Source organism: Nonomuraea harbinensis, from assembly GCF_019396385.1.
In the GTDB taxonomy this organism is placed as follows: Bacteria; Actinomycetota; Actinomycetes; order Streptosporangiales; family Streptosporangiaceae; genus Nonomuraea; species Nonomuraea ferruginea.
Window position 1 is genome coordinate 12,738 of the sequence record NZ_JAHKRN010000008.1, and the last position, 19,340, is coordinate 32,077.

Genomic DNA, 19,340 nt, shown 5'->3' on the forward strand with positions numbered 1-19,340 from the left:
GGCTCCCTGGGTCAGGCGGTGACCGCGTGGAGGGCGCCGGGCTGGCGGCCGGTCAGGTGGTCCAGGGACGCGGCCGTGGTCTCGTCGGCGGGAAGGTAGACGACGAGCCGCTGGTCGGCGTCCGCCAGGTCGAGGGACTCCACGACCAGCCGGAGCTCGCCCGCGCCCGGATGGGCCAGCCGCTCGCGGTAAGGGGTCGCGGGCGGCGCCGGCGGGGCGTGGAGCAGCTCGGTGAACCCCGCACCGGCCGTGATCGTCAGCTCCTCGACGAGGTGTCCGGCCCGCGCGTCACCCATGGCGGCGGCCAGCCGCAGGGCGGTGGCCCGACCGGCGGCCACCGCGCCCCACTCGGGGAAGGCGGCCCGCGCGCGGGGGTCGGTGAACACGTAGCGGGCCAGGTTGGGCTGATCGTCGTCGAGGACGCCCAGCGCCGCCACCATCAGGGCGTAGCCGGCGGTGTGCGCCAGCACGTCGTCCAGCCGGTTGAGCAGGACGGCCGGGGCCGGCTCCAGCCGGTCGAGCAGCGCACGGAGCGTGGGCCGCACCGTGCGCGCGGGCGAGGACGCGGCGGCGGAGCAGAGCAGCGCGTCGCCGCCGGCCATCTTGGCCAGGTGGCGCAGGTGCAGCCGCTGCTCGAAGCTCAGCCCGAGCACGTCGGCGAGCGCCCCCAGCACCTGGGCGGACGGGTTGCGGTCGCGGCCCTGCTCCAGCCGGGTCAGGTACTCGACGCTGATGCCCGCCAGCGTCGCCAGCTCGGCCCGGCGCAGCCCGGGGGTGCGGCGCCGCGGCCCCTCCGGCAGGCCGACGTCGCCCGGTCTGACCGCTTCCCGGAGGCCGCGCAGGTAGGCGGCCAGCTCGTTCCCGCTCACGCAGGGCAGTCTAGGCGGGACGGCGCCCGCGCATCGTGGCCCTGTCAGGGCCAGTCTCCGCCCGGTCTCCCTCCCCGGACGGCGGCCCCGCCATGGTGGACCCCGTACGGAATGACGAGTGAAGGGAAGACGGCCATGAGGTACCGGTTGCTCGGGCGTACCGGGTTGAGGGTGTCGGAGCTGTTCCTCGGCGCCATGACGTGGCGGGCGGTGACGCCCGGGGTGCGCGCGATGATGGACCTGTACGAGGACGCGGGCGGCAACGTCGTCGACACGGCCTCCGCCTACGGCGAGTCGGAGAGCGTGGTCGGCGAGGTGCTGGAAGGGCGGCGGGACCGGTTCGTGGTGGCGACCAAGTACACCCTGACCCGCGACGCCGGCGACCTCAACGCGGCGGGCAACCACCGCAAGAACCTCGTGCTCTCCCTGGAGCAGAGCCTGCGGCGGCTGCGCACCGACTATGTGGACCTGCTCTGGGTGCACATCTGGGACCGGCACACGCCGCTGGAGGAGACGATGCGGGCCCTCGACGACGTGGTCCGAGCGGGCAAAGTACTCTATGTCGGGATATCGGATGCGCCGGCGTGGGTGGTGAGCCGGGCCAACACGCTGGCGGAGTGGCGCGGATGGACGCCGTTCGCGGGCCTCCAGGTGCCCTACAGCCTGCTGTGGCGCGACGTCGAGCGCGAGCTGCTGCCGATGGCGGAGGAGTCGGGGCTGACGGTGGCCGCCTGGGCGACGCTCGCCCAAGGCGTGCTGTCGGGCAAGTACACCGCCGGCCCCGCTCCCGAGACCCCCACCAGGATCGAGCCCGGGGCGGTGACGGAACGCGAGCACGCGGCGGCCAGAGCCGTCATGGACGTGGCCGACGACCTGGGCGTCACGCCGTCGCAGGTGGCGATCGCCTGGACCCGGGCCCGCTCGCGCGTGGTGCACCCCATCGTCGGCGCGAGCACCCCCGGCCAGCTCACCGACAACCTCGCCGCGGCGGACGTCACCCTCCCCGAGGAGGCCATGGACCGCCTCGCCCGGGCGGCGCCCTTCACCCGCGGCTTCCCCGCCGACTTCATCGCCGAGGCCGGCGCGGTCTTCGGCACCCGGATCGACCGCCTCGACGGCCGCCCCTGACACCGGATCAGGGGAGGACCTGGAGACCCAGGGCGGTGACGATGATCGTGGCCTGGTGGGGGTCGACGGTCGCGTCGCGCAGGGTGACCGCCGACGGGTCGAGCGTGCTCAGGTCGCTGCCGCGCAGGTCGCACGAGGTCAGGTCGGCCCGGCGCAGCGTGGCGCCGCTGAGGTCGCAGCGGCGCAGGGTGGCGCCCGTCAGGTCGGCCCCCGACAGGTCGGCCTCGCGCAGGCGGACCCCGTCGAAGGTGCTGCCCCGCAGGTCGGCGCCCGCCAGCGAGGTGAACGACCAGTCGCCGCCGTCGACCTTGAGCAGCCCGTAGGTGCAGCCCGAGAACGTGCTGCCCGTCAGCTTGCAGCCGTTGAACGTGGCGTCGAAGAACGAGCAGCTCCCGAACGTGCACGCGACGAAGGCGGCGTCGGCGTGGACCGACACGTTGAAGCGGACGTTGCTGAACGTGCACTCCTCGAAGGTCGTGCCGACGTCGGCCATCTCCATCATGTCGAGGTCGACGAACCGCACCCGCCGGAAGGTCTCGCCGTCGAGGTCGCGGTCGTCCCACTCGTCGGGGCCGATCGTGGCGTCGGCCGTCACGCGTGTCGTCATCGCGCGACCGCCTCCACCCGCTCGCCGGCGACGACCACGCGGTCGCCGCCGGCGTTGTCCGTGAACTCCACCGTCAGCCGCCTCCTTCGATGATCGGAGGCAAACCTCCCACACCCCACCGACAGAAACGGAAGAGCGCGCGCCGCCGGTCAGGCGCGCTTGGCGATGGCTTCGAAGAGAGGCTGGACGAGCTTGGCCGCTAGCGGGCCGAAGGCGGCCAGGATCAGGACGTACGCGGCCGCCAGCGGACCCAGGTCGGGGTGGGCGCCGGCCGCCACCGCGAGACCCGCGATGACGATGTTGAACTCGCCGCGCGGCACCAGGGCGATGCCCGCCCGGGCCTGACCCGCTTTGGAGATGCCGGCCCGCCTGGCCGCGTACATGCCCGTCGCCAGCTTGGTGAGCATGCTGACCAGCGCCAGCGCGGCGGCGATCGCCGCCACCGGGAGGATTTTCGTCGGGTCGGTCTGCAGGCCGAAGAAGACGAAGAACACCGCCGCGAACAGGTCGCGCAGCGGCGCGAGCAGCGCCTGCGCGTCGTGCGCGAGCTGGCCGGACAGGGCGATCCCGACGAGGAAGGCGCCGACCGCCGCCGACACCTGGAGCTGCTGGGCGATGCCGGCCACCAGCAGCGCCAGGCCGACGACCTTCAGCAGCAGCACCTCGTTGTTGGGGCTGGAGACGAACGCCTCGATCCACTTGCCGAACCGCAGCGCGATCAGCAGCACCACGGTCACCGTGGCCAGCGCGATGCCCACCGCGATCGCCCCGCTGAGCAGGCTGAGCCCGGCCAGGGTGGCGGTCAGGATCGGCAGGTAGACGGCCATCGTGAGGTCTTCGAACACCAGCAGCGACAGCACGGTCGGTGTCTCGCGGTTGCCGATCCAGCCCAGGTCGCTCAGCACCTTGGCGGTGATGCCGGAGGAGGTCGCGTACGTGACGCCGGCCATCGCCAGGGCGGCCACCGGCCCCCAGCCGAGCAGCAGCGCCAGGATCGCGCCGGGCGCGGCGTTGAGCACGAGGTCGACGATGCCGGCGCGGGCGTTGCCCTTGAGGCTGGAGACCAGCTCGTCGGCGTTGTACTCCAGGCCGAGCGTCAGCAGCAGGAGGACGACGCCGATCTCCGCGCCGATGGAGATGAACTCCTCGCTGGTGGCCAGAGGAAGGACGCCGCCGGTGCCGAAGGCGAGCCCGGCGATCAGGTAGAGGGGGATGGCGGAGATGCCGGCGCGCAGCGCCAGCGCTCCGAGCACGCCCAGGCCGAGGAGAACGGCCCCGAATTCGAGGAAGAGTATCGCTGTGTGATGCACCCGGCCCTAGCCTTCAGCCAATATGTCGCCGACTTCGGCCGTGCTGTCCGCGCTGCCCACCACGACCACGATGTCGCCGGGAAGGAGCACGAAGTCGGGGCCGGGGCTGGCGTAGACCTGCCCATTGCGGACGATCGCGACGATCGACGCGTTCGTCCGGGTCCGCACGCGCGCGTCGCCCATCGGCCTGTTCACGTACGGGGAAGTGGCCGGGATCGGCAGCTGGAGGCTGACCAGGCCCTCGACCTCGGCGTGCGCCTGGTTGAGCCGCGCGACGATGCGCGGGGCGCCGAGCAGCTCGACGAGCGCGTCGGCCTCCTCGTCGTTGAGCTTGACTGCTTCGCAGGCCCGATCGGGGTCGTCCTTGCTGTAGATGACGAGATCACGCCGCCCCGTGCGGTGCGAGATCACCCCGATTCTTCGGCCTGAATGGGTGGTGAACTCATGGCGCAGCCCTATCCCCGGCAGCGCCGTCTGCTCGACCTCCACGGCTGTATCCCATCCATCTTGATCCGAAAACAACGGGAGAACATTACCAATCTCCACCCATAGTGTCGGCACCGAGAGGAACCGACATAGCAGGTGAACGGTAGTGTGCGGAGAAGACAATCGTCGGGAGCAGGTAAAAGGGGAGCTGCCGTGTCACCCTCGCAGGGGCCGCACCCGCCCGCCCCCGTGCGACTCCTGCTCGTGGAGGACCACGACATGGTGGCCGAGGCGATCGCGATGGCGCTCGACCACGACCCCGGCATCGAGGTGGTGGCCAGGTCCCGATCGGTGTCCGCAGCCGTGGCCGACGCCCGCGCCCACCTGCCCGACGTGGTGGTGCTCGACCGGCGGCTGCCGGACGGCGACGGCATCACGGCCATCGGCCGCATCTCGCAGGCCGCCCCGGACGCCCGCGTGCTGGTTCTGACCGCGGAGGCGACGCCGGCGATCGCCGTGCGCGTGGTGGAGGCCGGCGGCGCGGGCCTGGTGGTGAAGTCGTCGGGGCTGCGCGAGCTCGAGTCGGCGGTGCTGGAGGTGGCCTCGGGCGGGGTGGCGTTCGGGCCGGGCCTGCTGCCCGCCGTGCTCGACCAGCTCGCCGGCCGCGGGCGGGCGGGCCGGGGCGCGCTGACCGGGCGGGAGCGTGAGACGCTCCACCTGCTCGCCGAGGGAGTGAGCACCGACCAGCTGAGTGAGCGGCTCGGCATCGCCCGCAACACCGCCCGCAACCACATCCAGCGGGTGCTGGAGAAGCTCGGGGCCCGGTCCAAGCTGGAGGCGGTGGCCATCGCCCGGCGTGAGGGACTGCTCGACTGATGCACCTGCACCAGTCCCGTTCCGCACCAGCACCAGAAAGGTCGGCGCGGTTGCGTCTCGCGGCCGGGCTTCGGGTGGCCGAAAGTAGAACCATGGGCACGGGACTCGACTCGCACATGGTGGAGCACCACCTCGCGGAGGAGATGGGCAGCATCTCCGTCGCCCGGCAGGTCGCCCGTGACGCCCTGATAACGTGGGGTTATCGAGGACGCTTCGAGGACGTGCTGCTCGTCGTCTCCGAGATGGTCACCAACGCCCTCGTGCACGGCGCCGGCGCACCCGTGCTGCGCATCGCCGGCGGTCTCGGCCACATCCGCGTCGAGGTCGGCGACTCCAGCGACGCGTTGCCCAGGCCGCGGAGCCCGGGCCCGTCCGACGGCTGGGGGCTGCACGTCGTCGAAGAACTGAGCATCGCCTGGGGCACCTCGCTCCAGGAGGGCGGGAAGGTGGTCTGGTGTGACCTCGCGGCCCCTCTCACCGCTGTCACCACCGCCGATTGAGGGGGTGCGGGTCCCTCAGAGGGACACCGCCGTGCGAAGCTGCACTATGCCCGAGCACGAGCACGTCGACCTTCAGCTCCTCCTGCAGAGCCTCGGCGACTACGCGATCTTCATGCTGGATCCGGGCGGCCGTGTCATGAGCTGGAACTCCGGCGCCGAGCGCATCAAGGGCTATTCGGCCGACGAGGTCACCGGCCGTCACTTCTCGATCTTCTACCCGCCGGAGGACATCGCGGCGGGCAGACCCGCCCGCGGCCTGGAGACCGCCGCCGCCGAGGGCAGGTTCGAGGACGAGGGCTGGCGGGTGCGCAAGGACGGCACCCGGTTCTGGGCCAACGTGGTGATCACGGCCCTGCGCGACGGCGAGGGCCGGCTGCGCGGGTTCGGCAAGGTGACCCGCGACATGAGCGAGCGGCGCAACGCCGAGCGCGCACTCGACGAGCGCGGCAGGCTCCTCGCCCATCTGGTGCAGGCCCAGGAGAAGGAGCGGCGGCGCATCGCCTGGGACGTGCACGACGACACCATCCAGTCGATGGTGGCCGTCGGCATGCGCCTGCAACTGCTGGCCTCCCAGCTGCCGGGCGACCACGCCGAAGCCGTGCTGCGGCTCAACGACACCGTCAACGCCGCCGTCGGCCGCCTGCGCAACCTCGCCTTCTTCCTGCACCCGCCGGGCCTCGACAGCGGCGGCCTGGTCGACACCCTGTCCGGTTACCTGGAGCAGGTCGTCTCGACCGCGGGCCTCACCTACGACTTCGTCCCCGACCTCGACGAGGAGCCGCCGCCGGAGACCGCGATCACCGTGTTCCGGATCTGCCAGGAGGCCCTCACCAACGTGCGCAAGCACGCCCACGCCTCCTCCGTGCGGGTCTCGCTCGCCTCCGCCGACCAGGGCGTGCACGTCAAGGTCGGCGACGACGGCGTCGGCTTCACCGATCCGGGCGACGGCTCCTCCCGGATGGGGCATTTCGGGCTGATCGAGATGCGCGAGCGAGCCGAGATCTCCGGCGGCTGGTGGCAGCTCCACAGCAGTCCCGGCGAGGGGTCCACGGTGGAGTTCTGGGTGCCCGCGGTGCGGCCGAGGCGGTCATGAGCGCCGCGCCGGACCGGCTCACCGTCCTGATCGGCGACGACCAGCCGCTGATCCGCGAGGTGCTCACCGAGGTGCTGACGGCCGAGCCCGACCTGGACGTGGTCGCCGTGGCCGCCGACGCCCGGGAGGCGGTGCGGCTGGCGGTCCGCCACCTGCCCGCGGTCGCCATCCTCGACGTGCGGATGCCCGGCGGCGGGGCGTGGGCGGCGAGGGAGATCCGCCGGCTGTCGCCCGCCACCAGAGTGATGGCGTTCTCCGCCTACGGCGACTCCCACTCCGTCGACGAGATGCGCCGCGTCGGCGTCCGCGAGTACCTGCTCAAAGGGCTGCCCAACAGCGACATCGTGGCGGCCGTGCGGCGCACGGCCGCCACCTCCTGACCTCCCTCAGATCAGCTCCAGCGCCTGACGGGCGATCTCCCACTCCTCGTCGGTGGGGATGACCAGGACCGCGACCTCCGCCCCGGGCGGCGAGATCGCCCGCTCGCCGTCTCCCGCGGCCTCGTTGCGCGCCGGGTCCACCGCGACGCCGAACCTCTCCAGCCCGGCCAGCGACGTGGCCCGCGTCGCCGCGTCGTTCTCGCCGACGCCGCCGGTGAACACGATCGCGTCCACCCGGCCCAGCACCGCGTAGTACGCGCCCACGTACTTGCGGATGCGCCGGCAGTAGACGTCCAGCGCCAGCCGTGCCTCGCCGTCGCCGTCCGCCGCGCGCCGGCGCACCTCGCGCATGTCGCCGGTGCCGGCGAGCGCGAGCAGGCCGCCGTGGCGGCCGAGCGCCTCCTCCACGTCCTGCGTGTCGAACCCGGCCACCCGGCCCAGATACGCGCAGAGCGCCGGGTCGACGTCGCCCGAGCGGGTGCCCATCACCAGGCCCTCCAGCGGGGTCAGGCCCATGGAGGTGTCGACGCTGCGCCCGCCCTCGACCGCGGTGGCGCTGGCGCCGTTGCCCAGGTGCAGCACGATCAGGTTCACCCTGGCGGGGTCGCGGCCCAGGAACGCGGCCGCCCTGCGGGACACGTACGCGCACGAGGTGCCGTGGAAGCCGAACCGGCGCACGCCCAGCCGCTCGCGCCACTCGCGCGGCACCGCGTAGGTGTACGCCTCGGGCGGCAGCGACCGGTGGAAGGCCGTGTCGAACACCGCCACCTGCGGCACCCCGGGGAAGGCGGCCTGCGCCACCCGGATGCCGGTCACGTTCACCCGGTTGTGCAGCGGGGCCAGCGGCGCCAGCTCCTCGATGGCGGCCACCACCGGCTCGTCCACCAGCACCGCCGCGCCGAACCGGTCGCCGCCGTGCACCACCCGGTGGCCGACCGCCACCGGGTCCAGCTCCGGCCCCACCGTCCGGAACGCCTCCAGCACGGCTTCGAGGCCCTGCTCGTGGTCCGCGTAGACGCCCTTCCTCCGGTACGGGGGAGCGTCGCCTGCATGGTGGGTCAGCAGGCCCTCGCCCTCGTGGATCCGCTCGATGACGCCGCGCGCGGGGCGGGCTCCCGACTCGGCGTCGATCAGCTCGTACTTGATGGAGGAGGAGCCCGTGTTCAGGACGAGGATGTGTGCGGCCATGTCCACGAACTGATCTCGGGGGCGTCCTCGCCGTACATGCGGGTGTAGGCGCGGGCCTGCAGCCGGGCGTCGGACATGCGCTGGCGCAGGTGGGCGGCCTTCGAGCCGAGGCCGGGCACCCGGTCGATCACGTCCATCACCAGGTGGAAGCGGTCGATGTCGTTGAGCATGCACATGTCGAAGGGCGTGGTCGTGGTGCCTTCCTCCTTGTAGCCGCGCACGTGCAGGTTGTCGTGCCCGGTGCGCCGGTAGGTGAGCTGGTGGATCAGCGTCGGGTAGCCGTGGAAGTTGAAGATGATCGGCCGTTCGGTGGTGAACAGCGTGTCGAACTCGGAGTCCGGCATGCCGTGCGGGTGCTCCGACGGCGGCTGCAGCCGCATCAGGTCGACCACGTTGACGACCCGGACCTTCAGCTCCGGCATCTCCTCGCGCAGGATCGAGGCGGCGGCCAGCGTCTCCAGCGTCGGCACGTCGCCCGCGCAGGCCAGCACCACGTCCGGCTCGCTGCCGGCGTCCGTGGACGCCCACGGCAGGATGCCCAGGCCGCGCGTGCAGTGCGCGATGGCCTCGTCCATGCCGAACAGGTCCAGCACCGGCTGCTTGCCCGCCACGATCACGTTCACGTAGTCGCGCGAGCGCAGGCAGTGGTCCGTGACCGACAGCAGCGTGTTCGCGTCCGGCGGCAGGTACACCCGCACCACCGACGCCTTCTTGTTGACCACCACGTCCAGGAAGCCCGGGTCCTGGTGGCTGAAGCCGTTGTGGTCCTGCCGCCACACGTGCGACGACAGCAGGTACGTCAGCGACGCGACCGGACGCCGCCACGGGATCTTCTGCGACGACTCCAGCCACTTGGCGTGCTGGTTGAACATCGCGTCGACGATGTGGATGAACGCCTCGTAGCAGTTGAACAGGCCGTGCCTGCCGGTCAGCAGGTAGCCCTCCAGCCAGCCCTGGCACAGGTGCTCGCTCAGCACCTCCATGACCCGCCCGGCCGGTCCCAGGTGCTCGTCGGTGGGCAGCAGCCCGGCCTCCCACGTCCGGTCGGTCGCCTCGAAGACGGCGCTGAGCCGGTTCGAGGCGGTCTCGTCCGGGCCCATCAGCCGGAACGTGCGCGGGTTGCGCTCGATGACGTCGCGCAGCAGCCTGCCCATCACCCTGGTCGGCTCGGTCGACTGGGTGGCCGGGGCCTTGACCTCGACGGCGAGGGCGCGGAAGTCCGGCAGCCGCAGCGGCGTGAGCAGCTCGCCGCCGTTGGTGTGCGGGTTGGCGCTCATCCTGAGCTCGCCGCGCGGCACCGTGTCCAGGATGCCCTGAACCGGCCGGCCGCCGGAGTCGAACAGCTCGTCGGGCCGGTAGGAGCGCATCCACTCCTCCAGCATCGCCAGGTGCTCGGGGTTGTCGTGCACCGCCGACAGCGGCACCTGGTGGGCGCGCCAGGTGCCCTCCACCGGCAGCCCGTCGACCACCTTCGGGCCCGTCCAGCCCTTCGGCGTGCGCAGGATGATCATGGGCAGGCGCTTCTCGGCGCCCTCCCGGTACGCGGCGATCTGCTCGAACGCCTCGTCCAGGGTGCGCGCCATCTCCTCGTGGTCCGGGCCCACGAGGTGCGGGCGGTACCCGTACCCCTCCATGAGCTTGAGCAGCTCGTCCTCGGGGATGCGGGCGAGCACCGTCGGGTTGGCGATCTTGTAGCCGTTCAGCGAGAGGATCGGCAGCACCACGCCGTCGCGCTCCCGGTTGAGGAACTTGTTGGAGTGCCAGCTCGCCGCCAGCGGGCCCGTCTCGGCCTCGCCGTCGCCGATGACGCACGCCACCACCAGGTCCGGGTTGTCGAAGGCGGCCCCGTACGCGTGCGCGAGCGCGTACCCCAGCTCGCCGCCCTCGTGGATGGAGCCGGGGGTCTCCGGCGCCACGTGGCTGGGGATCCCGCCGGGGAAGGAGAACTGCCGGAACAGGCGGCGCATGCCGTCCTCGTCCTGCGTGACGTCGGGGTAGCGCTCGGTGTACGAGCCCTCCAGCCAGGAGTGCGCCACGGCGGCGGGGCCCCCGTGCCCGGGTCCGGCGATGTAGATCATGTCCTGGTCGCGCTCGCGGATGACGCGGTTCAGGTGGGCGAAGCAGAAGTTCAGCCCGGGGGTGGTGCCCCAGTGGCCGAGCAGGCGCGGCTTGACGTGCTCGCGCCGCAACGGCTCGGTGAGGAGTGGGTTGTCCAGCAGGTAGATCTGGCCCACCGACAGGTAGTTGGCCGCACGCCAATAGGCATCGATGTCGTCCATGCTTCGACAAGTGCCCCCGTTATGGCCATGGTGAACAAGGCACGTTCCGTAGACGATTGCTACCGTTAGCCATGATTCGATGGCTAAGGTGCCGTTATGGTTTTGCGCAGCTCGCACTGGTACGCGGGCGATGACAGGAACTCGTACATCCACCGCGCGTGGATGCGCCGAGGACTGCCCCGGGACGCCTTCGACGGCGAACGGCCGCACATCGCGATCGCCAACACCGCCTCCGACCTGACCCCCTGCAACTCCCATCTCAACGAGGTCGCCGACAGCGTCAAACAGGGCATCTGGGCGGCCGGCGGCGTCCCCCTCAATCTGCCCGCGCTCTCCATCGGCGAGACCAACGTCCGGCCCACCGCCATGCTCTGGCGCAACCTCGCCGCCATGGCCACCGAGGAGATGCTGCGCGCCAACCCGATCGACGGCGTGGTGCTGCTCGGCGGCTGCGACAAGACCATCCCGTCGCTGCTCATGGCCGCCGCCTCCGTCGACCTGCCCGCCGTCGTGCTGCCCGGCGGCCCCATGCTCACCGGCCGCTTCCGCGGCGTCCCGCTCGGGTGCGGCACCGACGTGTGGCGGCTCAGCGAGGAGGTACGCGCCGGGACGCTCTCCCGTGAGGCGTTCCTGGAGTCCGAGTCCTCCATGATCCGCAGCCGGGGCCACTGCAACACGATGGGCACCGCCTCCACCATGGCGTGCATGGCCGAGGCGCTCGGCATGACCATCCCCGGCACCGCCGGCATCCCCGCCCCCGACAGCAGGCTGCTGGAACGCTCGCACGACACCGGCCGCCTGGCCGTCGAGCTGGTGCGCGAGGGCCGCCGCCCCAGCCACGTGATGACCCGCGCCTCGTTCCTCAACGCGATCGTCACCCTGGCCGCCGTCGGCGGCTCCACCAACGCCGTCGTCCACCTGCTCGCCATCGCCGGCCGGCTCGGCGTCGAGCTGAACCTCGACGACTTCGACCGCACCGGCTCCGGTGTGCCGCTCCTCGTCGACCTGCAGCCCGCCGGCCGGCACCTGATGGAGGACATGTTCAGGGCGGGCGGCCTGCGCGCCGTGCTGAACGAGGTCGCCGACCTGCTCGACCCGTCCGCGATCACCGTCACCGGCGAGCCGCTCACCGGCTCCCTGGCCGGGGCCGAGATCTGGGACGAGACCGTGATCAGGAGGCGCGCTGAGCCGCTGCTGCCCGACGCCGGCATCGCCGTGCTGCGCGGCAACCTCGCCCCCGACGGCGCCGTCATCAAGCCCGCCGCCGCCTCGCCCGAACTCCTGCGCCACCGGGGCCGGGCCGTCGTGTTCGACAGCGTCGAGGACGTCTACGCCCGGCTCGACTCGCCCGACCTGGACGTGGACGAGACGTCGGTGCTCGTGCTGCGCGGCTGCGGTCCCCGCGGCTACCCCGGCATGCCCGAGGTGGGCAACCTGCCGCTGCCCGCCAAGCTGCTGGCCAAGGGGGTGCGCGACATGGTGCGCATCAGCGACGCCCGCATGAGCGGCACCGCCTACGGCACCGTCGTGCTGCACGCCGCGCCCGAGGCCGCCGCCGGCGGGCCGCTCGCCAGGGTGCGCACCGGCGACCCGATCGTGCTCGACGTGGCGGCCCGGCGGCTCGACGTGGACCTGCCGGAGGCCGAACTGGCCGCCCGGGAGCCGGTCATGACCGGCCACGCCCGGCCCGTACGCGGCTGGGAGCGGTTGTACGTGGACCACGTGCTCCAGGCCGACCGGGGCGTCGACCTGGACTTCCTCACCGGTTCGAGCGGCGACGGGGTGGGCCGCGAGTCCCACTGAGCGGTTTCACCGGAAGCGCGGCGCCCGGAGTCTCTGGCCGACCCCGGGCGTCAGTGACGGCGGCGACGGCGGCGCTTGAAGACGGCGCGCAGCGTCAGCAGGAGCACCACGGCGACGATCTGGCCGCCGGCCACGATGCGGTTGACGTCCACGGCCGGCTGCCAGCGCACCTCGCCGTCCTTGACCACGAACACCCCGGCGGGGGTGGCCGCCACGCCGTAGCCGACGCCGCTGCCGCTGCCGCTGTCGCCCTTCTTGTCCTCGCCCTGGCCCGTGCCGCCGCCACCGCCGTAGGCGATCCTGGCGACGGGGATGACGACCACGTCGCCGTGTTGCACGGGGTCGCCGAACACCCTCTTGACGTTCGCGGAGTCCCTGGACTTCTCCGCTATCTCCATGATGTCCATGCCCTCATGGTGGTTCACGACGGGCGGCCGCGCAGCTCGCGGTAGACGCGGACGAGCCGCTCGGTCGAGGGGTCGGGGAAGCCGGCCTGCGGCTCGTCGGAGGTGAGCGCGGGAGCCAGGTCGAGCGCCATCTTCTTGCCCAGCTCGACGCCCCACTGGTCGAAGGAGTCGATGCCCCAGATGGTGCCCTCGACGAACACGACGTGCTCGTACAGGGCGACGAGCTGGCCGAGGGTCGACGGGGAGAGCTTCGGGACGAGGATGGTGGAGGTGGGCCGGTTGCCCGGCATGACCTTGTGCGGCACGACCGCGGCGGCGGTGCCCTCGGCGGCGATCTCCTCGGCCGTCTTGCCGAACGCGAGCGCCGAGGTCTGCGCGAACAGGTTGGCGGTGAGCAGGTCGTGCATGCCCTCGCGGTCCTCGTACGGCTCGGCGAAGCCGATGAAGTCGGCGGGCACCAGGTGGGTGCCCTGGTGGAGCAGCTGGTAGAAGGCGTGCTGACCGTTGGTGCCCGGCTCGCCCCAGAAGATGGCGCCGGTGTCGCAGGTGACGGGGGCGCCGTCGGCGCGCACCGACTTGCCGTTGGACTCCATGGTGAGCTGCTGGAGGTAGGCGGGGAAGCGGTGCAGGCGCTGGCTGTAGGGCAGCACGGCGCGGGTCTGGGCGCCGAAGAAGTCGGCGTACCACACCCCGAGCAGGCCCATCAGCACCGGCATGTTGGCCTCGAAAGGAGCGGTGCGGAAGTGCTGGTCGATGGCGTGGAAGCCGGCCAGCATCGCGCGGAACCTGGCCGGCCCGACGGCGATCATCAGGGACAGGCCGATGGCGCCGTCGTAGGAATAGCGGCCGCCGACCCAGTCCCAGAAGCCGAACATGTTGTCGGTGTCGATGCCGAACTCGGCGACCTTGGCGGCGTTGGTGGAGACGGCCACGAAGTGTTTGGCGACGGCGTCCTCGCCCAGCGCGCCGACCAGCCACTGGCGGGCCACCCTGGCGTTGGTGAGGGTCTCGAGCGTGGTGAAGGTCTTGGAACTGACCACGAAGAGCGTGGTGGCGGGGTCGAGGCCGCGGAGGTTGCCGGTGATGTCGGCCGGGTCGATGTTGGAGACGAACCTGGCCTCGATGCCGGCGTCGGCGTAGTCGAGCAGCGCCTCGTAGGCCATCGCGGGGCCGAGGTCGGAGCCGCCGATGCCGATGTTGACCACGGTGGCGATGGGCCGCCCGGTGGCCCCCCGCCACTCCTGGGCGCGCACCCGGTCGGCGAAGGCGGTCATCTTGTCGAGCACGGCGTGCACGTCGCCGATGACGTCCTGGCCGTCGACCACGAGGGCGGTGTCGGCGGGGGCGCGCAGCGCGGTGTGGAGGACCGCGCGATCCTCGCTGACATTGATGTGCTCGCCGGTGAACATGGCCTCGATGCGCTCGCGAAGCCCGGCCCGCTCGGCCAGCCGCACCAGCAGCCCGATGGTCTCACTGGTGACGCGGTGCTTGGCGTAGTCGAGGTAGAGGTCGCCCGCCGTCAGCGTCATGCGGCCGGCCCGGCCGGGGTCGTCGGCGAACAGCTCGCGCAGGTGTATGCCCGCCAGCTCACCATGGTGCTTCTCCAGCGCCGCCCACTCCTGGCTCTGGGTGATGTCGCCGTTCACGTCGCCCTCCTCGCGGCCGTCACAAACCGATCACGCCATCGTCCCGTATCCGCATACCCGGAGGTTCCGATTCCGCGCATGGCGGAGCGGACTCTTTGCCGGAGCCGGGTTCCGCGCATGGATCAGGAGACGGCTGGGCCGGGAGACGGCTGGATCAGCAGACGGCTGAGTCTAGGAGACGGCTGGATCTAGGAGACGGCGACGCCCAGCAGGTGGCCGATGCCGAAGGTCACCGCGGCGGCGCCGACGCCGAGCACGAGCTGGCGCAGGCCGCCCACCCACCACGGGCGGGCCGTGAGGTGCGCCACGACCGAGCCGAACCCGAACAGGGCGAGCACGCTCAGCACCACCGCCAGCGCCAGCCCCGACGCCCCGAAGAAGAACGGCACCAGCGGCACCAGCGCCCCGGCGGAGAACGCGCAGAACGACGAGACGGCCGCCAGCTTCGGCGAAGGCAGGTCGTCCGGATCCACCCCGAGCTCCTCGCGCACGTGCACCCGCAGAGCCTGCTCGGGATCGGCCGACAGCCCGGCCGCGACCTGTTCGGCCAGCTCCGGCTCCAGCCCGCGGGACCGGTAGAGCGCGGCCAGCTCGGCGCGCTCGCCCTCGGGGTTGCGGGCCAGCTCGCGCCGCTCCACGGCGATCTCGGCGCGCATCAGCTCCGTCTGGGACTTGACCGACGTGTACTCGCCGGCCGCCATCGAGCACGCACCCGCCACCAGCCCGGCGAACCCGGCGAGCACGGCGCCCCGCCCGGGACCCGAGGCCCCCACCACACCGGCGATCAGCGCGAAGTTGGAGACGAGCCCGTCCATCGCCCCGAACACCGCCGGCCGCAGCCACCCGCCGGTGACGTCACGGTGGCTGTGGTGCATCTCGGGGGAGTACGTCCGCTCCAGCTCGATGGTCATGAAATCCCTCCTATTGCTGCATGTCCATCGACATTAGGTAAATGTCGGAAAGATCCGCAACGAAGGAGAGGCTTGCCTGACCTGCGGTTCTGCACCGTATACGAACAGGTGGACGAGTGTTTTAGGCCCTGCTAGGTAAGGCGGGCCAGGGTGACGAACGACACTCTCAGGACGCCGGCTGGGCGACGGGCAGCGGGACCGCCGGGGTCGTCGTCCCGGTGTCCTGGATCAGGCGGGAGCAGTCGTCGATCGCCGCCGTCAGCAGGTCGCGCAGCATCGTGTCCGGGTCCTCGATGCAGGCCTGCACGATCCCGACCACGGCCAGTTGCACCGCGTTCGGGGCCGCGTACCTGCGGAAGCCCTTCTCCGTGATCTTGGCTGCCCGGCTGAACCTGCGTGCCTGGGCCGCCGCCTGCGGGACCTGGTCCATCGCCTCCTGGCTGCGCGGGCTCAGCCGTCCGGGCGGGACGCCGTTCAGCCGGGCCAGCATCTCCTCCGCCGCGAGCACCGAGACCGCGAGGGCGAGCTGGCGCTCGGCGGCGGCGACGGGCAGGGCGGTGGTCGCGCAGCGGAGCGCGATGTGGGCGTCGACCCGGAGGTCCGTGCTGGTCAGGCCGATGATGGACGGGACCAGGTGGATGAGGCGGCTGCGGCTCTCGTCGGTGGTGTTGTCGTTGACGAGGCGGGCCAGCGCGGCCAGCAGTGGGTGTGTGCAGGCCGGGTGGTCGCTCCACCGTTCTCCGGCCAGATAGGACGCGAACTCCATGAAGCAAGCACCACGCTTCGGGTTGCGATGCCTGCCACGGGACAGAACCGGCATGTGATCAAGGTGATTGTCCACGGGTGCTCCACTTTGTGGTGTATCGCCGTCTTTCCAGTCTGCGCTGACATCTGCCCCAATGCCAGTGAATAAGACTCCCGGCCTTGTCGGGAGCGGTGGGGTTACATGGGGGTTATGATGGGGGCAGCCCTTGGGGAGGTGACGTGCCGAAGATCAACGTGTATCTGCCGGACGACCTGGCGGAGGCGGTCAAGCAGGCGGGCGTGCCGGTCTCGTCCATCTGCCAGCGCGCCCTGGAGCAGGCCGTACGCCGCGTCACGGCCATCCGTGAGACGGCCCTGTCCGACGTCGATCTCGACCGTCCGACCGGCGCCCTGACCCTGCTGACCCCGCGCACCCGCACCGTGCTCAAGCTCGCGGCGTCGCGCGCCGGGGCGGGCGGCGTCGAGACCGAGCACCTCCTGGCCGGCATGCTGGCGGAGGGCACCAACCTCGCCCTCCACGTCCTGCGCGCCATGGACATCGATCCCGGCCAGGTAACCCGCGACCTCGCTGGCCGGATGTCCGTGGGAGGTGGTACGTCTGCGGACGCTTCTACGGGCCCGGGAGGTGCGGAAGGCCCCGACTCTCCGGGCGGTCGTATGTCGTCCGGAGGTCTCGGAGCTGGACAGGATCCCGGCGGCGAGCCGGGACGAGCTGCGGGTTCTGAGCCCGAGCCGGGCAGCGGCCCGGTGCATGAACCCGGGGTGGGCGAGCCGGGTTCAGAGGTGCGCCGGTTCGGCGTGGGCGCGGCGAACGCTCTGGAAGCCGCGGTCAACGAGGCGACCTCGCTCGGGCACAACTACGTCGGATGCGAGCACCTCCTCCTCGGGCTCGTCGCCGAACCCGACGGGATCGCCGGCCAGGTGCTGCGCGGGCTGGGCGCCGAGCACCGGCCGACCCGCCGCGCCGTCGTGGCGGCCCTCGCCGGCTACGTCCACCTGCGCGCCGAGTCCGCCGCGCAACCGTCCGGCCAGTCGCCCGGCGCATCGGACCTGGCGGCGCTCGTGGCCGTGGCCGTGCGGCAGCAACTCCAGCCCCTCGTCCAGCGGATCGCCCGGCTGGAGGAGCATCTCGGCCCGGCCTCCGGTGACTGACAATGCGGATCACCCGAGTCCTGCGCGCCAGAGCGTTCCGCTACGCCGTCGTGGCCGTCGTCATGGTGGGCGTCGTCATCGCCGCCACCTGGTGAGGCGGTACCTTTCCCGCCGTTCCTGGCCGGGGCGTCGACCGCAACCGCGTCATGGCCGGGACACCGCCGGCGATTAGCGTCACGACCGGGATACCGCTGGCGACTGGCGACTCGGTTGGGGCACCTGACGGTGACCGACGTCATGACCGGGATACCGACGGTGACCGGTGTTTGGCCGAGGCGTCGACGGCAGCCGACACCATAGCCGGGATACCGGCCGGGTGCTGACGGGACTGGCTGTCTTGGCCGTGGTGGCGACGGTGGCCGGTGTCTTGGCCGGGATGCCGACGGTGGCTGGTTTTGTGACCGACGTCGCCGTCACAGTCTCGGCGGCATCACAGAGTCGGCCGGATCCCTCCTCTTGGCCGATGCGAGGCCGAGGAGGTCGAGTTCGCCGAGGTGCTTTACCCGAGCTGGGCGTCAGAGTTGGCAAAGGGGAGAGGCGGCGGCGAGGTACTGAGGCGTCACGGCAGATCAAGGGCGAAGCGGACGTCGCCGTACTGGCGGAGCCATCCAGCAGCGTCGGTGGCAGCGAGGTGGCCGGGTTGCTGTCTGGCCGGGTGGGCGACGGCGCGTGGTGGAAGAGGCATCCGGGCGTCGGCTTTCAGGGTGCCCTCCGAGGTGCAAGTGGCTGGCCGACGAGGAGATGGCCCTGCCCACGTACACCCTGATCAAGCGCCGGGCTCGGGGCCCCGGCGGGGGAGCGGTGGACAAGCGCTCGCCCAGACGCGTCGCCAGCCTCCGGGGTCATCGAGGACGGCCCGGCGCTAGTCGTACGGGGACATGTCAGGATGCGCGCATGGTGCGGAGCGCGGTGGGGCTGGCGGAGGGGTTACGGGCAGGCGAGACGACCGCCGTCGACGTCGTACGGGAGGCGATCGAGCGGGTGCGGTGGGCGGGGGAGCGGTTCGGGGGTGTGGCCGCCGTTGATGCCGGGTGGAGTTCGGCGGAGGCGGAGCGGGCTGATCGGCGGCTGCGGGCCGCCGGGGCGGTCGTGGTCGCGATCAGCAGTGCCATGGCCGACAACCCCCTGCACGGGAAGACCGGCAATCCGCGCGATCCGGGCAGGGCGCCCGGTGGGTCGTCGTCGGGGACGGCGGCGCTGGTGGCCGCCGGTGCCGTGCCGCTGGGGCTGGGCAGCGACTCGGGCGGGAGCGTACGGCTGCCCGCCGCCTGGTGCGGGGTGGCCGGGCTGAAGCCGACGTTCGGGCGGGTGCCGCTGACCGGTCACTTCCCGCGCTGCGGATCGCTGGAGGACGGCAGGACCGTCATCGGCCCGATCGCCGGCACCGTGGCCGACCTCGCCGCCACGCTGGAGGTGATCGCCGGGCCGGACGGGATGGACGGCGGGACGCCGCCGGTGCCGCTCGGCGATCCGGGAGCCGTGCGCGTCCCAGGGCTGCGGGTGGCGACCACGGCCGGGGCCGGCGGCCACGAGGCGACGGCGCGGGCGGTGCGGACGCTGGCCGAGGCGGGGGCGGCCGTCGCGGAGCGGCCGCTGCCCGACGTGCGGGAGGAGGCGCTGGAGCTGACCCGGCGCTACTGGGACCGGGCGGGGCTGAGCGGAGAGGAGAACGTGCGGGTGCTGTGGGACTGGGACCGGTTCCGCAGGCGGATGCTGGCCGCCACCGCGCAGGCCGACGTCCTCGTCATCCCCGCCGCCGAGGAGCCGCCGCCGTGGCGGGAGTCCGAGACGGCCGACTACCTGTGGACGCTGCCCTGGAGCCTCACCGGCGCGCCGGTCGTGGTGGTGCCCTGCGGCGGCTCGGCCGTCCAGGTGGTCGGCCGTCCGTGGGAGGAACACGTCGTGCCGGCCGCCGCGGGCGGAGATCGAGCGCGCGGATGCCCCGGGATGAGGAGGGGAGCCTAACCACGGGATGGCGTGCTACGTTGCCTGCTGATCCC

Annotated in this window: 18 protein-coding genes; 8 read left to right on the plus strand and 10 right to left on the minus strand. The window is 72.0% G+C overall.

The window, feature by feature from the left end:
• Nucleotides 1–11: 11 nt before the first annotated feature.
• On the minus strand, nucleotides 12–869 hold the full coding sequence (locus KME79_RS10635) for a helix-turn-helix domain-containing protein (protein ID WP_219544289.1): 858 nt from the start codon (nucleotides 867–869) through the stop codon (nucleotides 12–14).
• A 135-nt stretch (nucleotides 870–1,004) separates the two neighbouring features.
• Here KME79_RS10635 and KME79_RS10640 point away from each other — a divergent pair, with 135 nt between their 5' ends.
• Nucleotides 1,005–1,997: an aldo/keto reductase gene (locus tag KME79_RS10640; RefSeq protein WP_219544290.1), complete on the plus strand. Its 993-nt coding sequence runs from the start codon at nucleotides 1,005–1,007 to the stop codon at nucleotides 1,995–1,997.
• A 7-nt stretch (nucleotides 1,998–2,004) separates the two neighbouring features.
• Here KME79_RS10640 and KME79_RS10645 read toward each other — a convergent pair whose 3' ends face one another.
• The 3 genes from KME79_RS10645 to KME79_RS10655 all read right to left on the minus strand — a co-directional run bounded on the left by KME79_RS10645 (nucleotide 2,005) and on the right by KME79_RS10655 (nucleotide 4,403).
• Nucleotides 2,005–2,604, minus strand: coding sequence for a pentapeptide repeat-containing protein (locus KME79_RS10645; protein ID WP_219544291.1), 600 nt, complete (start codon nucleotides 2,602–2,604; stop codon nucleotides 2,005–2,007).
• A gap of 149 nt (nucleotides 2,605–2,753) precedes the next feature.
• The gene (locus tag KME79_RS10650; protein ID WP_148032101.1) at nucleotides 2,754–3,914 is read right to left on the minus strand and encodes a cation:proton antiporter; all 1,161 of its coding nucleotides are present in this window, start codon (nucleotides 3,912–3,914) and stop codon (nucleotides 2,754–2,756) included.
• A gap of 6 nt (nucleotides 3,915–3,920) precedes the next feature.
• A complete protein-coding gene (locus KME79_RS10655) occupies nucleotides 3,921–4,403 on the minus strand; it encodes a cation:proton antiporter regulatory subunit (RefSeq protein WP_148032100.1) in 483 nt (160 codons plus the stop codon).
• Nucleotides 4,404–4,553: 150 nt separating this feature from the next.
• On the opposite strand from KME79_RS10655, the gene KME79_RS10660 reads away from it, so the two are divergent.
• The 4 genes from KME79_RS10660 to KME79_RS10675 all read left to right on the plus strand — a co-directional run bounded on the left by KME79_RS10660 (nucleotide 4,554) and on the right by KME79_RS10675 (nucleotide 7,189).
• Complete coding sequence (locus KME79_RS10660) at nucleotides 4,554–5,216, plus strand: response regulator transcription factor (RefSeq protein WP_308248863.1); 663 nt, start codon at nucleotides 4,554–4,556, stop codon at nucleotides 5,214–5,216.
• Between the two features lie 92 nt (nucleotides 5,217–5,308).
• Complete coding sequence (locus KME79_RS10665; protein WP_219544292.1) at nucleotides 5,309–5,716, plus strand: ATP-binding protein; 408 nt, start codon at nucleotides 5,309–5,311, stop codon at nucleotides 5,714–5,716.
• Between the two features lie 31 nt (nucleotides 5,717–5,747).
• Nucleotides 5,748–6,809 (plus strand): PAS domain-containing sensor histidine kinase, encoded by a 1,062-nt coding sequence (locus KME79_RS10670; RefSeq protein WP_308248864.1) that lies wholly within the window; start codon nucleotides 5,748–5,750, stop codon nucleotides 6,807–6,809.
• On the plus strand, nucleotides 6,806–7,189 hold the full coding sequence (locus tag KME79_RS10675; protein ID WP_219544293.1) for a response regulator: 384 nt from the start codon (nucleotides 6,806–6,808) through the stop codon (nucleotides 7,187–7,189). The genes KME79_RS10670 and KME79_RS10675 overlap by 4 nt, the downstream gene beginning before the upstream one ends.
• A gap of 6 nt (nucleotides 7,190–7,195) precedes the next feature.
• On the opposite strand, the gene KME79_RS10680 is transcribed toward KME79_RS10675, so the two are convergent.
• Together KME79_RS10680 and KME79_RS10685 are read right to left on the minus strand one after the other, a co-directional pair.
• A complete protein-coding gene (locus KME79_RS10680; RefSeq protein WP_219544294.1) occupies nucleotides 7,196–8,377 on the minus strand; it encodes an acetate/propionate family kinase in 1,182 nt (393 codons plus the stop codon).
• Entirely contained in the window at nucleotides 8,353–10,656 is a 2,304-nt protein-coding gene (locus KME79_RS10685; RefSeq protein WP_219544295.1) for a phosphoketolase family protein, read from the minus strand. The genes KME79_RS10680 and KME79_RS10685 overlap by 25 nt, the downstream gene beginning before the upstream one ends.
• A 96-nt stretch (nucleotides 10,657–10,752) precedes the next feature.
• Between KME79_RS10685 and KME79_RS10690 the strand changes: the two genes are divergently transcribed.
• Nucleotides 10,753–12,459: an IlvD/Edd family dehydratase gene (locus KME79_RS10690; RefSeq protein ID WP_219544296.1), complete on the plus strand. Its 1,707-nt coding sequence runs from the start codon at nucleotides 10,753–10,755 to the stop codon at nucleotides 12,457–12,459.
• 50 nt (nucleotides 12,460–12,509) lie between these two features.
• On the opposite strand, the gene KME79_RS10695 is transcribed toward KME79_RS10690, so the two are convergent.
• The 4 genes from KME79_RS10695 to KME79_RS10710 form a co-directional block, all read right to left on the minus strand.
• The gene (locus KME79_RS10695) at nucleotides 12,510–12,866 is read right to left on the minus strand and encodes a spore germination protein GerW family protein (protein WP_219544297.1); all 357 of its coding nucleotides are present in this window, start codon (nucleotides 12,864–12,866) and stop codon (nucleotides 12,510–12,512) included.
• A gap of 14 nt (nucleotides 12,867–12,880) precedes the next feature.
• Entirely contained in the window at nucleotides 12,881–14,512 is a 1,632-nt protein-coding gene (gene pgi, locus KME79_RS10700; protein ID WP_219544298.1) for a glucose-6-phosphate isomerase, read from the minus strand.
• Nucleotides 14,513–14,700: 188 nt separating this feature from the next.
• Nucleotides 14,701–15,423, minus strand: a complete 723-nt coding sequence (locus KME79_RS10705) for a VIT1/CCC1 transporter family protein (protein WP_219544299.1) — start codon at nucleotides 15,421–15,423, stop codon at nucleotides 14,701–14,703.
• 166 nt (nucleotides 15,424–15,589) lie between these two features.
• On the minus strand, nucleotides 15,590–16,189 hold the full coding sequence (locus KME79_RS10710; protein WP_148032091.1) for a hypothetical protein: 600 nt from the start codon (nucleotides 16,187–16,189) through the stop codon (nucleotides 15,590–15,592).
• A gap of 218 nt (nucleotides 16,190–16,407) precedes the next feature.
• On the opposite strand from KME79_RS10710, the gene KME79_RS10715 reads away from it, so the two are divergent.
• Entirely contained in the window at nucleotides 16,408–17,340 is a 933-nt protein-coding gene (locus tag KME79_RS10715) for a Clp protease N-terminal domain-containing protein (protein ID WP_308248865.1), read from the plus strand.
• An 894-nt stretch (nucleotides 17,341–18,234) separates the two neighbouring features.
• Nucleotides 18,235–19,305 carry an amidase gene (locus KME79_RS10720; protein ID WP_219544300.1) on the plus strand — a complete coding sequence of 357 codons (1,071 nt, stop codon included), beginning with the start codon at nucleotides 18,235–18,237 and terminating at the stop codon, nucleotides 19,303–19,305.
• Nucleotides 19,306–19,340 lie beyond the last annotated feature (35 nt).